This window comes from Pseudomonas sp. Tof1, from assembly GCF_055390395.1.
On the sequence record NZ_AP024344.1, the window covers coordinates 548270 to 561504 of the forward strand.

10 protein-coding genes, 2 pseudogenes and 1 riboswitch are annotated in these 13235 nt (G+C 64.3%); of the genes and pseudogenes, 10 read left to right on the plus strand and 2 right to left on the minus strand.

Features of this window, described 5'->3' with window-relative positions; all coding sequences use genetic code 11:
- The first annotated feature begins 17 nt into the window (after positions 1-17).
- The gene (gene waaA / locus ACZ5KU_RS02440) at positions 18-1313 is read left to right on the plus strand and encodes a lipid IV(A) 3-deoxy-D-manno-octulosonic acid transferase (RefSeq protein ID WP_464736795.1); all 1296 of its coding nucleotides are present in this window, start codon (positions 18-20) and stop codon (positions 1311-1313) included.
- A gap of 45 nt (positions 1314-1358) precedes the next feature.
- On the opposite strand, the gene ACZ5KU_RS02445 is transcribed toward waaA, so the two are convergent.
- Positions 1359-2798, minus strand: coding sequence for a TolC family outer membrane protein (locus tag ACZ5KU_RS02445; protein WP_054062125.1), 1440 nt, complete (start codon positions 2796-2798; stop codon positions 1359-1361).
- A gap of 187 nt (positions 2799-2985) precedes the next feature.
- Positions 2986-3091, plus strand: a riboswitch (TPP riboswitch).
- Between the two features lie 147 nt (positions 3092-3238).
- On the opposite strand from ACZ5KU_RS02445, the gene thiC reads away from it, so the two are divergent.
- Both thiC and cytX read left to right on the plus strand, forming a co-directional pair.
- A complete protein-coding gene (thiC, locus tag ACZ5KU_RS02450; protein WP_464736796.1) occupies positions 3239-5128 on the plus strand; it encodes a phosphomethylpyrimidine synthase ThiC in 1890 nt (629 codons plus the stop codon).
- Positions 5129-5308: 180 nt separating this feature from the next.
- Positions 5309-6600, plus strand: a pseudogene (cytX, locus tag ACZ5KU_RS02455) (putative hydroxymethylpyrimidine transporter CytX).
- Here cytX and ACZ5KU_RS02460 read toward each other — a convergent pair.
- Positions 6569-7300 carry an RsiV family protein gene (locus ACZ5KU_RS02460; RefSeq protein ID WP_416771500.1) on the minus strand — a complete coding sequence of 244 codons (732 nt, stop codon included), beginning with the start codon at positions 7298-7300 and terminating at the stop codon, positions 6569-6571. The pseudogene cytX and the gene ACZ5KU_RS02460 sit on opposite strands and share 32 nt — an antisense overlap.
- A gap of 209 nt (positions 7301-7509) precedes the next feature.
- Here ACZ5KU_RS02460 and ACZ5KU_RS02465 point away from each other — a divergent pair, with 209 nt between their 5' ends.
- The 7 genes and pseudogenes from ACZ5KU_RS02465 to ACZ5KU_RS02495 all read left to right on the plus strand — a co-directional run.
- Positions 7510-8127, plus strand: a complete 618-nt coding sequence (locus tag ACZ5KU_RS02465; protein WP_054059399.1) for an NUDIX domain-containing protein — start codon at positions 7510-7512, stop codon at positions 8125-8127.
- Positions 8118-8570, plus strand: coding sequence for a DUF1249 domain-containing protein (locus ACZ5KU_RS02470; protein WP_054059400.1), 453 nt, complete (start codon positions 8118-8120; stop codon positions 8568-8570). The genes ACZ5KU_RS02465 and ACZ5KU_RS02470 overlap by 10 nt, the downstream gene beginning before the upstream one ends.
- 143 nt (positions 8571-8713) lie before the next feature.
- Entirely contained in the window at positions 8714-9532 is an 819-nt protein-coding gene (cpdA, locus tag ACZ5KU_RS02475) for a 3',5'-cyclic-AMP phosphodiesterase (RefSeq protein WP_054059401.1), read from the plus strand.
- A gap of 93 nt (positions 9533-9625) precedes the next feature.
- Positions 9626-10234, plus strand: a complete 609-nt coding sequence (locus ACZ5KU_RS02480; RefSeq protein WP_054059402.1) for a YqiA/YcfP family alpha/beta fold hydrolase — start codon at positions 9626-9628, stop codon at positions 10232-10234.
- Between the two features lie 39 nt (positions 10235-10273).
- The gene (gene parE / locus ACZ5KU_RS02485) at positions 10274-12178 is read left to right on the plus strand and encodes a DNA topoisomerase IV subunit B (RefSeq protein ID WP_054059403.1); all 1905 of its coding nucleotides are present in this window, start codon (positions 10274-10276) and stop codon (positions 12176-12178) included.
- Positions 12178-13161 carry an esterase-like activity of phytase family protein gene (locus ACZ5KU_RS02490; RefSeq protein WP_464736797.1) on the plus strand — a complete coding sequence of 328 codons (984 nt, stop codon included), beginning with the start codon at positions 12178-12180 and terminating at the stop codon, positions 13159-13161. Before parE ends, ACZ5KU_RS02490 begins: the two co-directional genes overlap by 1 nt.
- A pseudogene (locus tag ACZ5KU_RS02495) lies at positions 13158-13229 on the plus strand (TIGR02281 family clan AA aspartic protease); the annotation flags it as partial. The gene ACZ5KU_RS02490 and the pseudogene ACZ5KU_RS02495, both read left to right, overlap by 4 nt.
- Positions 13230-13235: the final 6 nt, after the last annotated feature.

Sequence of the window (13235 nt, forward strand, 5' to 3'; positions counted from 1 at the left end):
CAGTAAACTCCGTGGCCATGAATAGAACTCTCTACACCTTGCTGTTTCATCTGGGGCTGCCGCTGGTGGCCGTGCGTCTGTGGCTGCGGGCGCGCAAGGCGCCGGCCTATGCCCGACGGATCTGCGAACGTTTCGCCCGGGGCCTGCCGCCGATGCGCCCGGGCGGGATCTGGGTGCATGCGGTCTCGGTGGGCGAGAGCATTGCCGCCGCACCGATGATCCGGGCGCTGCTGGCACGCTACCCGGAGTTGCCGATCACCGTGACCTGCATGACGCCCACCGGCTCGGAGCGAATCCAGGCGCTGTTCGCCAATGAGCCGCGTATCCAGCATTGCTACCTGCCCTACGACTTGCCCTGGGCGGCGGCGCGTTTCCTCGACACGGTACGCCCCCGGCTGGCGGTGATCATGGAAACCGAGCTGTGGCCCAATCACATCCACCAATGCGCCCGGCGCGGGATTCCGGTGGCCCTGGCCAATGCGCGGCTGTCGGCGCGCTCGGCCAGGGGCTATGCCCGCTTTGCCCGCTTGACCCGGCCGATGCTCGAGGAAATGAGCCTGATCGCGGTGCAGACCGAAGCCGAGGCCGAGCGTTTCCGGCAGTTGGGGGCGCGGGCCGAGTCCGTCGAGGTCACCGGTTCGATCAAATTCGACCTGAGCGTCGATCCGCAACTGCTGGTGCGGGCCGCCGAGTTGCGCGAGCAGTGGCAGGCGCAACAGCGTCCGGTGTGGATTGCCGCGAGCACCCACGAAGGCGAGGACGAGGTGATCCTGGCGGCACATCGGCAATTGCTGGGCAGTTACCCGGATGCCTTGCTGATTCTGGTGCCGCGGCACCCCGAGCGTTTCCACAGCGTCTTCGAACTCTGTCGCCAGCAGGGTTTCCCGACGGTCCGGCGTTCGACCGCGGAACCGGTGGGGGCGCTGGATTCGGTGCTGCTCGGTGACACCATGGGCGAACTGCTGTTTCTCTATGCCCTGGCCGACAGTGCCTTCGTCGGCGGCAGCCTGGTGCCCAATGGCGGCCACAACCTGCTGGAGCCGGCGGCCCTGTGCAAGCCGGTCCTGAGCGGGCCGCACCTGTTCAACTTCCTCGAGATCGCCGCGCTGATGCGCGAGGCGGGTGCGCTGCAGGAAGTCGATGATGCCGAGGGGTTGGCAGTGGCCGTTCGGAGTCTGTTCGAGCTGCCACAGGACGCCCGCCGGATGGGCGAGGCGGGGCTGAAGGTGATGCAGGCCAACCAGGGCGCGTTGCAGCGCCTGCTGGATGGGCTTGCGCGCCTGCTTGCGGGAGCAGGATCCATCCGCGAGTAATCCTTTTAAGGCCGCCCAAGGCTTCGCGGATAAATCCGGCTTGCGTCAGCGCTGCGATGGCGCCTTGAGGTTGGCCGATGCGGCTTTCGCCAGGTCCGGCGGCAGGAAGTCCTTGTCCGGGTTGTAGTCGGCCTTCAGGTAGCGCGACAGGGCACTCAGGTCGTCCGGGCTCAAGGTGCCCGCCGCCTGCTTCAGGCGCAGGTTGTCGAGAATGTAGTCGTAGCGGGTGTTGTTGTAGTCGCGCACCGAGGTGTACAGCTGGCGCTGGGCATCGAGCACGTCGACGATATTGCGCGTACCCACCTGGTAGCCGATCTCGGTCGCTTCCAGTGCACTCTGGTTGGAGATGATCGACTGCTTGCGGGCCTGAACCTGTTCCACGTCGGTGTTGACCGCACGATGCAGGTTGCGGGTGTTCTCCACCACCTGGCGGCGCAGGGCTTCACGCTGCTGTTCGGTCTGGCTCAGGCGCGAATAGGACTCGCGCACCTGGGAACTGGTCAGGCCGCCGCTGTACAGCGGGATGTTCAGTTGCAGGCCGACGGTGGTCTGCTTCACCGGCCCGCCATAGTTCTGGCCCAGGGTATTGGGGTTGGTCAGGCCGAAACCGTCGTTGTCGCCGGCCTGATACTGGGCGACGGCATCAAGGGTCGGGGCGTGGCCGGCCTTGCGCTGCTTGAGGGTTTCCTCCGCTGCGCTGACCGCGTAGTTGCTCGCCAGCAGGTTCAGGTTCTGTTTGGCCGCGGTATCGACCCAGGCCTTGGCGTCGTTCGGCGTCGGGGCCAGCACCGGCAGGGTATGGACAATCCCCTGGATCGAGTTGTACTGACGGTTGGTCAGGGTGATCAGGGCTTCGAACGCATCCTCGACCTGGCGCTGGGCGACGATGCGGTTGGCTCGCGAGGTGTCGTAGCTGGCCTGGGACTGCAGGACGTCGGTCTTGTCCGACAGGCCGACGTCGAAGCGTTCGTTGGACTGGTCCAGCTGGCGCTTGAACGCCGCTTCCTCGGCCTTGGTCGAGGCCAGGGTGTCCTGGGCGCGCAGCACCGCGAAATAGCGTTCGGCGCTCTGCAGGATCAGGTTCTGTTCGGTGGCCGAGAGTTGCAGCGCGGCCTGTTCGTTGACGTCCTTGGCCGCCTGGAGCTGGAACCAGCGGTCGGCGCGGAAGATCGGCTGGCTCAGGGTGGCCTGGTAGACATTGGCGCTGCGGTTGGTGGTCACCGAGGGCCGGTCGATCGAGGTGTGCACGTTATTGCTGCTGGCGCCGGCCGACAGGTTCGGCAGCAATCCGGCCCGGGCCTGGGGCACGACTTCCTTGCGCGCGTCGTAATCGGCGCGGGCGGCGGCCAGGTCGGCGTTGTTGTCCAGGGCTTCCTGGTAGACGCTGACCAGGTCGGTCTTGGTCGACAAGGGCGCTTCAGCTGCCCAGACCAGTCCGTTGGTCGCACAAGACACGGCCAGGGCCAGTGATAGTTTGCGCAGCATGAGGCGATCCTTGGAGTAAATATTACGGTTGTAATTCGGGGCCGAGGCTAATGTGCGCCGGGCGTAGCGTCAAGCCGTAGGCGAGTGTAGTTGTCGTCGGGGCTCGCAACAATCCTGCATATCGGCCATTTATCCAGACGGATACGAGGGTGGTGGCGTTATGTCGCGGTCTTGGTCTACACTCGCCGCGTTCTTGTCGGGGTGCCTTGCTGTGAGGCTGAGATCGGATAATTCCGGATCCCGTTGAACCTGATCAGGTTAGCGCCTGCGTAGGGAACAAGATTGCTCGTCTCCCGGCGAGTCCTCTTGTGCCGCGTCCGGGATGTTGTTCGACAATCGAACAACGCAGGTCCGGGCAAGGCACAGCGCCAGTCATGGTGCGTCCGTGCATTTCAGGTTCGTCCCGACAATCCACCTGGATGCAGTCTGGAGAGCCCGTGATGAGTACAAGATTAAAAGACGCCGCGAACCTCAGCGATTCGGCCAAGGTCGACGAGCAGTCGGTTCAACCCTTTCCCCGCTCGCAAAAAATCTACGTCCAGGGTTCGCGCCCGGATATCCGCGTGCCGATGCGCGAAATCAGCCTCGATGTGACCCCGACCGATTTCGGCGGCGAGATCAATGCGCCGGTGCTGGTCTACGATACTTCCGGCCCGTACACCGACCCGAACGTGACCATCGACGTGCGCAAGGGCCTGGCCGATGTCCGCTCGCCGTGGATCGACAGCCGTGGCGACACCGAGCGCCTGGCGGGGCTGAGCTCTAATTTCGGCCAGCAGCGCCTGGCCGATCCGGAACTGACCAAGCTGCGCTTCGCCCACGTCAACAACCCGCGCCGGGCCAAGGCCGGGGCCAACGTCACCCAGATGCACTACGCCCGCCAGGGCATCATTACCGCCGAAATGGAATACGTCGCCATCCGCGAGAACCTCAAGCTGCAGGAAGCCCGCGCCGCCGGCCTGCTCGACCAGCAGCACGCCGGCCACAGCTTTGGCGCGAGCATCCCGAAAGAGATCACGCCCGAGTTCGTCCGCGAGGAAATCGCCCGCGGCCGGGCGATCATCCCGGCGAACATCAACCACGTGGAGCTGGAGCCGATGATCATCGGCCGCAACTTCCTGGTGAAGATCAACGGCAACATCGGCAACAGCGCCCTGGGCTCTTCCATCGAGGAAGAAGTGGCCAAGCTGACCTGGGGGATCCGCTGGGGCTCGGACACGGTCATGGACCTGTCCACCGGCAAGCACATCCATGAAACCCGCGAGTGGATCATCCGCAACTCGCCGGTGCCGATCGGCACCGTGCCGATCTACCAGGCCCTGGAGAAGGTCAACGGCGTGGCCGAAGACCTGACCTGGGAGCTGTTCCGCGACACCCTGATCGAACAGGCCGAGCAGGGCGTCGACTATTTCACCATTCACGCCGGCGTGTTGCTGCGCTATGTGCCGCTGACCGCCAAGCGGGTCACCGGGATCGTCTCCCGTGGCGGTTCGATCATGGCCAAGTGGTGCCTGGCGCACCACAAGGAAAACTTCCTCTACACCCATTTCGAGGAAATCTGCGAAATCATGAAGGCCTACGACGTCAGCTTCTCGCTGGGCGATGGCCTGCGTCCGGGCTCGATTGCCGATGCCAACGACGAAGCGCAGTTCGGCGAGCTGGAAACCCTCGGCGAGCTGACCAAGATCGCCTGGAAGCATGATGTGCAGTGCATGATCGAAGGCCCTGGCCACGTGCCGATGCAGTTGATCAAGGAGAACATGGACAAGCAGCTGAAGTGCTGCGACGAGGCACCGTTCTACACCCTCGGCCCGCTGACCACCGACATCGCGCCGGGCTACGACCACATCACCTCCGGCATCGGTGCGGCGATGATCGGCTGGTTCGGCTGCGCCATGCTCTGCTACGTCACGCCCAAGGAGCACCTGGGCCTGCCGAACAAGGATGACGTGAAGACCGGGATCATCACCTACAAGATCGCCGCCCACGCCGCCGACCTCGCCAAGGGGCATCCGGGGGCGCAGATCCGCGACAATGCGCTGAGCAAGGCGCGCTTCGAATTCCGCTGGGAAGATCAGTTCAACCTCGGTCTGGACCCGGACACCGCCCGTGCGTTCCACGACGAGACGCTGCCCAAGGATTCGGCCAAGGTCGCGCATTTCTGTTCCATGTGCGGGCCGAAGTTCTGCTCGATGAAGATCACCCAGGAAGTCCGCGACTATGCGGCCAACCAGCGGATCGAGGCGGTCGATGCGGATGCGGTGCAGGGTATGGCCGAGCAGGCCGAGCGCTTCAAGCGCGAGGGCAGCCAGTTGTACCGGAAGGTCTGACCGGGCAGCTATCGGGGCGTCCGTGAGGGCGCCTTCGCGGGCAAGCCACGCTCCTACAGTGCCATGTCGTATGCAGGCCCCACGTACGACGCTGCACTGTAGGAGCGTGGCTTGCCCGCGAATAGACCCTCAAGCGCGCCATCGCCCTTGCAATCCATACACCTATTTTCGAGAGCAGCCGTGAATACACCCGCCAGCACCTATTCCCCCGATCTCGCCGTCCCGCTCGACAAGCGCGTGTTCGGCGCGCGCGACCTGTTTTCCCTGTGGTTCTCCCTCGGCATCGGCCTGATGGTGCTGCAGACCGGTGCCCTGCTGGCGCCGGGGTTGGGGCTGGCCGGCTCGTTGCTGGCGATCCTGGTTGGTACGGCGGTCGGCGTACTGCTGCTGGCGGCCGTCGGTGTGATCGGCAGCGATACCGGACTGGCTTCCATGGCTGCTTTGAAACTCAGCCTCGGCCAGTATGGAGCGAGCCTGCCGGCGATCCTCAACCTGCTGCAACTGGTGGGGTGGGGCGCGTTCGAAATCATTGTCATGCGTGATGCCGCCAGCCTGCTCGGTGGCCGGGCCTTCGGCGAAGGCAGCCTGCTTGCCAATCCGTTGCTCTGGACCCTGCTGTTCGGCGCGCTGGCCACCTTGCTGGCGGTCAGCGGTCCGCTGACGTTCGTGCGTAAGATCCTGCGCAAGTGGGGTATCTGGCTGTTGCTGGCGGCGTGCCTGTGGCTGACCTGGAACCTGTTCGCCAAGGCCGACCTGGTGGCGCTGTGGGCCCAGGCCGGCGATGGTTCGATGGCGTTCGCCGTGGGTTTCGACATCGCGATTGCCATGCCGCTGTCCTGGCTGCCGCTGATCGCCGACTACTCCCGGTTCGGCAAGCGTGCGCAAGGTGTGTTCGGCGGCACCGCGCTGGGTTTCTTCATCGGCAACCTGTGGCTGATGAGCCTGGGCGTGGCCTACACCCTGGCCTTTGCGCCGAGCGGCGAGGTCAATGCCCTGCTGCTGGCCCTGGCGGGTGCCGGGATGGGGATCCCGCTGCTGCTGATCCTGCTCGACGAATCGGAAAACGCTTTCGCCGACATCCATTCGGCGGCGGTCTCCAGCGGGACCCTGCTGCCATTGAAGGTCGAGCAACTGGCCCTTGCCATCGGCGTGCTCTGCACCTTGATCGCCTGCCTGGCACCCCTGGCGCAGTACCAGAACTTCCTCCTGCTGATCGGCTCGGTGTTCGCGCCGCTGTTCGGCGTGGTGCTGGTCGACCACTTCATCCTGCGCCGGCGTGGTTGCGTCGTGGTGTCGCCAGCCTTGCGCTGGTCGGCGCTGCTGGCCTGGCTGGGGGTATCGGCACCTACCACCTGCTGGCCAGTTTCCATCCGGAACTCGGTGCGACCCTGCCGTCGCTGCTGCTGGCAGGGCTGCTGCAACTGCTGTTGGGCAAGGTCTTCACTGCCGGGCGGGAAACCGCTCGGGCTTGAGGATGCCGTTGAGGCGCGAGTAGTCGACCTTCAGGTCGATCAGGCCCATGGCGTAGGGCGCGATGGTCGTCACGTTGTACTTGAGCAGTACCCCGTCGCTGGTCAGGGCAACGTTCGGGGTGGTCTGGAAGGGCCAGGTACGAACGAAGTCCTGGTCTACGCGATTGTTGATCTGCCAGCTGTTGTGGGCGACCTTGACCAACTTCCAGAAGGCTTCTTCCTGGCCCGGCAGCAGTATGTCCTGCAGGGTCAGGGCCTTGTGTTCCTCGCGTGACCAGTTGATGAAGCTGCGACTCGGCGTGCCCTGGGGGGTACCGTTGTCCAGGTAGCTGATCAGCTCGATGATCACCAGGCCGTCATGCTGTTCGAGTACCTTGGCTTGCAGATAGCTGCCCTGGCGGCTGGCGGAGGTGGCGAGGAACTGATCCTGGTAGGCCTTGAGCGACGTCGGCAACGGCGTGGCTTGGGTCATCTGCAGCAGGCGGCGCTCGATCAGGCTGTCCAGTTGCGGTTCGCTCGGAAAGTGCACCGTGTCGATGTTCACCAGCGGGCAGTCCGGATCGTTGCAGCCCGGCTTGACCTGTTCCCAGGCGTCGCGCTTGAACTCCAGCGGCTTCTGCGTGGCGGGTTGGAACAGACTCTGGCACGCCCCGAGGGTCAGGGCGATGCAGGTCAGCGAGGCGATTTTTAGAAACGACATGTACGTCCTTCGTCGGCGAAAGATAGGTCAGGGAGAGCGTGCTTTGACTGTCAGCGGCGGACTCGGTTCGCCACTACGCTAATTAGAGTAGGTTTCGGTGGCAGCCGTCTATCCCGACAATGGGAAAGTGGCTGCATCAGCAGGTGTCGGCGCGTTAGGATGGCGCGAAGTCGAGGGGGAGCCTCGCCGCTACAGCAAAGAGGATCAGCATGACCGACATCAGCAAGTCCAGTCCGACGAAAGTCGAGATCATTCGCCGGGAGAACTGCTTCAAGGGCTTCTACCGGCTTGATCGCCTGCACCTGCGCCATGAGCTGTTCGCCGGTGGCATGGGCAAGGAGATCAATCGCGAGGTGTTCGTGCGCCATGATGCGGTGTGTGTGCTGCCCTACGATGCCCGGCGCGATGAAGTGGTATTGCTGGAGCAGTTCCGGGTCGGCGCCATGGACAAGACCGACAACCCGTGGATGGTCGAGCTGGTGGCCGGCCTGATTGACAAGGACGAGCAGCCGGAAGAGGTTGCCCATCGCGAGGCGCAGGAGGAAGCTGATCTGGCGCTGCAGGCGCTGTGGCCGATCACCCGCTACTTCCCGTCGCCTGGCGGCAGCAATGAGTTCGTTCATCTGTACCTGGGGCGTTGCCAGACCGAGGGGGCCGGCGGCCTGTATGGGCTGGTGGAGGAGAGCGAGGACATCCGGGCGACGGTCTGGGCCTTCGATGATGCCCTGCAGGCCGTGCGCGATGGGCGGATCATCAATGCGGCGTCGATCATTGCCTTGCAGTGGCTGGCGTTGAATCGTGCCGAAGTGAGGGGCTTATGGTCGTAAGTCTGCTGCGCGAGCGTTATCGGGTCGATCTGATCGGGCTGCAGGCAGCCTGCGAGGCGAACTATGCCCGCCTCATGCGCCTGCTGCCCGAGATGCGCGACCAGCAACGCGCCCGCCGGATTGCCGTGACCCAGGGCGACCAGATGCTTGGCGTGCTGGCCCTGGAGGTGCTGCAGGACTGTCCCTACACCACCACCCTGCTGGTGCGTCAGGAACACAGCCTGCCATGGTTGCCGGTGCCGCAGTTGCAGGTACAGGTCTACCACGATGCGCGCATGGCCGAGGTCATCAGCGCCGAGCATGCACGACGCTTTCGCAGTATCTACCCCTATCCGAACGCGGCCATGCACCAGCCGGATGAGAAGGCCCAGCTCAACATCTTCCTCGGCGAGTGGTTGAGCCACTGCCTGGCCTGTGGTCATGAATTCGAAGCGGTACGTTAATCGGGTTGTATCCGGCTAAATGTGAACTGTGCCCGTTTTCAGCCATTTCCTCTTTGCAGGTTCCCTGACCATAATTGCGCGCAATGCGGTTTTGAACGAATCGGTTGAAACCTGTCCAGCCAGCAATTGCGGGAGAGAGCGCCTTGTCGAGCGTAGCCACTCAATCGACCACCACGGACTCGGTGCTGTTGGTCCAGCTGTCCGACAGCCATCTGTTTGCCGAGGCGGACGGTACGCTGCTGGGCATGAATACCCGCGACAGCCTGCAGCGGGTGATCGATTGCGTCCTGGCCGAACAGCCGCGGATCGACCTGCTGCTGGCCAGCGGCGACCTGTCCCAGGACGGCACGCTGGAGTCCTACCAGTGCTTTCGCCGGATGAGCGGACGTATTCCGGCTCCGGCCCGCTGGTTTCCCGGCAACCACGACGAACTGCGCGAAATGACCGCGGCCGCCGCCGGCAGCGACCTGCTGGAACCGGTGGTGGATATCGGCAACTGGCGCGTGACACTGCTGGATTCCGCCGTGCCGGGCTCGGTGCCGGGGTTTCTGCAGGATGAACAGTTGCAGTTGCTGGAGCGCGCTCTCGGTGAGGCGCCGGAGCGTCATCACCTGATCTGTTTCCACCACCATCCGGTATCGATCCAGTGCGCCTGGATGGAGCCGATCGGCTTGCGCAATCCGCAGGCGCTGTTCGCCGTGCTGGAGCGCTTTCCCCAGGCGCGGGCCCTGCTCTGGGGGCATATCCACCAGGAGTTCGACCGCGAGCACCAGGGCCTGCGCCTGCTGGCCTCGCCCTCGACCTGTATCCAGTTCGCGCCGGGCAGCGAAGATTTCAAGCTCGACGACAAGGCTCCCGGCTACCGTTGGCTGCGCCTGCATCCGGATGGCCAACTGGAGACCGGGGTATCGCGTGTTCAGGACTTCGAGTTCACCGTCGATCACGGCGGTACGGGTTACTGAACTTCCCCAATATAGGTAGGAAGTATCTCAGGGCGAGTCATGGCCCCGGACTCAGGCTAAACTGCGCGTCTTTGCCCGCCAGCGAGCGATGACATGTCCGGTTCGATCCTGTATATCCACGGCTTCAACAGTTCGCCCGAGTCGAAGAAGGCCACCCAACTGACAGACGTGATGGCGATTCTGGGGCTTGGCGCACAATTGCGGGTCCCGGCCCTGCACCATCATCCACGCCAGGCGATGGCCCAGCTCGAGGCGGCGATCGCCGAACTCGGACGTCCGCTGCTGGTCGGCAGCTCGCTCGGCGGCTACTATGCGACTCACCTGGCCGAGCGCCATGGCCTGAAGGCCCTGCTGGTCAACCCGGCGGTCAGCCCGCACCGGCTGTTCGACGGCTTTCTCGGCCCGCAGCAGAACCTCTACAGCGGTGAAACCTGGGAGCTGACCCTTGACCACGTGACGGCCCTGGCCGCCCTGGAAGTGCCAGCGCCGCAGGACCCGCAACGGTTTCAGGTATGGTTGCAAACGGCCGACGAAACCCTTGATTATCGCGCCGCGCAACAGTATTACCGGGCGTGCGCCTTGCGTATCCAGGCCGGCGGCGACCACGGTTTCCAGGGCTTTGCCCGACAATTGCCGGCGTTGCTCAGTTTTGCCGGCATCGCTGCCGATAAGTACCAAGCGATCGATTTCTCTGCACTTTGAGAATGACCCCTATTCATAGACGACTGATGAAGAGACCCCATGGCCACTCCCAGCGCTAGCTCCTATAACGCAGACGCCATCGAAGTCCTCTCGGGCCTCGACCCGGTGCGTAAACGTCCGGGCATGTACACCGACACCAGTCGGCCGAACCACCTCGCCCAGGAAGTCATCGACAACAGTGTCGACGAGGCCCTGGCCGGGCATGCCAAGTCGGTGCAGGTCATCCTGCATGCCGACCACTCCCTGGAGGTCTGCGACGACGGTCGCGGCATGCCGGTGGACATCCACCCGGAAGAGGGCGTATCCGGTGTCGAACTGATCCTCACCAAGCTGCATGCCGGCGGCAAGTTCTCCAACAAGAACTACCAGTTCTCCGGCGGCCTGCACGGCGTGGGGATCTCCGTGGTCAACGCGCTGTCGACCCAGGTCCGGGTCAAGGTCAAGCGCGACGGCAACGAATACCAGATGACCTTCGCCGACGGCTTCAAGGCCAGCGAGCTGGAAGTGGTCGGCAGTGTCGGCAAGCGCAATACCGGCACCAGCGTGTATTTCTCGCCGGACCCCAAGTACTTCGACTCGCCGAAGTTCTCCGTCAGCCGCCTCAAGCATGTGCTCAAGGCCAAGGCGGTGCTGTGCCCGGGGCTGCTGGTCAGCTTCGAGGACAAGGGCACCGGCGAGAAGGTCGAATGGCATTACGAGGACGGCCTGCGCTCCTACCTGGTGGATTCGGTCAGCGGTTTCGAACGCCTGCCGGACGAGCCGTTCTGCGGCAGCCTGGCCGGTAACAAGGAGGCGGTCGACTGGGCCCTGCTGTGGTTGCCCGAAGGCGGCGACAGCCTCCAGGAAAGCTACGTCAACCTCATTCCGACCGCCCAGGGCGGTACCCACGTCAACGGCCTGCGCCAGGGCCTGCTCGATGCCATGCGCGAGTTCTGCGAGTTCCGCAGCCTGCTGCCGCGTGGCGTCAAGCTGGCGCCGGAAGACGTCTGGGAGCGGATTGCCTTCGTGCTTTCGATGAAGATGCAGGAACCGCAGTTCTCCGGGCAGACCAAGGAACGCCTGTCGTCCCGCGAGGCCGCCGCGTTCGTTTCCGGAGTGGTCAAGGATGCCTTCAGCCTGTGGCTCAACGCCAACCCCGAGCTGGGCATGCAACTGGCCGAACTGGCTATCAGCAACGCCGGGCGCCGCCTGAAGGCGAGCAAGAAGGTCGAGCGCAAGCGCATCACCCAGGGGCCGGCGCTGCCGGGCAAGCTGGCCGATTGCGTCGGGCAGGACCCGCTGCGTTCCGAACTGTTCCTGGTCGAGGGTGATTCCGCCGGCGGTTCGGCCAAGCAGGCGCGGGACAAGGAGTTCCAGGCGATCCTGCCGCTGCGCGGGAAGATCCTCAACACCTGGGAAGTCGACGGCGGTGAAGTGCTCGCCAGCCAGGAAGTGCACAACATCGCCGTGGCCATCGGCGTCGATCCGGGCGCCGAGGACATGAGCCAACTGCGCTACGGCAAGATCTGCATCCTTGCCGACGCCGACTCCGACGGCCTGCACATCGCCACGCTGCTGTGCGCGCTGTTCGTCCAGCATTTCCGCCCGCTGGTGGATGCCGGTCACGTCTACGTGGCGATGCCGCCGCTGTACCGGATCGACCTCGGCAAGGAGATCTTCTACGCGCTGGATGAAGCCGAGCGCGACGGCATTCTCGACCGCCTGGTGGCCGAGAAGAAACGTGGCAAGCCGCAGGTCACCCGATTCAAGGGGCTGGGTGAAATGAACCCGCCGCAACTGCGCGAAACCACCATGGACCCCAATACCCGGCGCCTGGTGCAACTGACCCTGGACGATTTCGCCGCGACCGCGGAAATCATGGACATGCTGCTGGCGAAAAAACGCGCCGGCGATCGCAAGACCTGGCTGGAGTCCAAGGGCGACCTGGCGGAGGTGCTGGTCTGATGCGCAGAGCCCTCGCGGCGCTGTTGCTGCTGGTCGCATGGCCGGCGCTCGCCGACTCGGTACCGGAGCTCAAGCTGTTGTCCGAGCATCCGGTCGAGGGCATGCGTGGTGGCAACCTCTCCGGGTTGGCGCTGTGTGGCAGGGAATTGTGGACGATTTCGGATCGCGACGATGACCTGCTGTATCGGCTGGACACCTCGAGCCGGGTCTGGAAGGCCGAGGGCACGCACCTGGAGGTACCGTCGGTACCCGACAGCGGTCTGCCCTGGGGGCTGCGGCTGAAGACCTGGGCGGCGTCGTTCATTCGCGGTGGCGAGCTGGATTTCGAAGGGCTGAGCTGCGACGACGCGGGTAACCGCTATATCGTCAGCGAGGCTCATGCGGCGGTGCTGAAGGTGCCGCCGAGTGGGGCACTGCAGTGGCTGGCAATTGCCCCGAAGCTCGTCAGCGAGGCACGGGACAATGGGATGTTGCTGCACTTCAATGCCCTGTTCGAAGGCCTGGCTGTCAGCCCGCGGGGCGATCGCCTGTGGCTGGCGGCCGAACGCGAGCGGCGTGGCCTGTTGCTGCTCGAGCGGCAATCGACACAATGGGACTGCAAGGGCTCCTGCGTGCTGATGAGCGAAGATGGCAACCAGATGCAGCCAGCGCAGTTCCCGAACGCCAGGGCGGTGACCCGCGACTTCGCCGACCTGTCGCTGTTCGAGGGCAAGCTGTTTACCCTGGAGCGCAACGCCTATCGGATCTGTCGCCGTGATGCGCAAACTGGCGAGGTCGAGCGTTGCTGGTCGTTTGCCGCCGAGGCGCTGACCGAGCCACGGCGTTATCCACAGAACTACGGTCTGGCCGAAGCCCTGGTGGTCGACGCTGACGGGGCCTGGATCGGCCTGGACAACAACGACGGGGCCCGCGCCGATGGCGAGGCCCGGCCGATCGTCTGGCGCTTTGCCGCGTCGGCAGGCGGCTGGAGTGCCCGGCCATGAGCGCTTTGAAACAACTTGAATTCACCCAGCGTGGTGGCACCTTGCTGCTGCGCCAGACTACGAACTGATGAGGC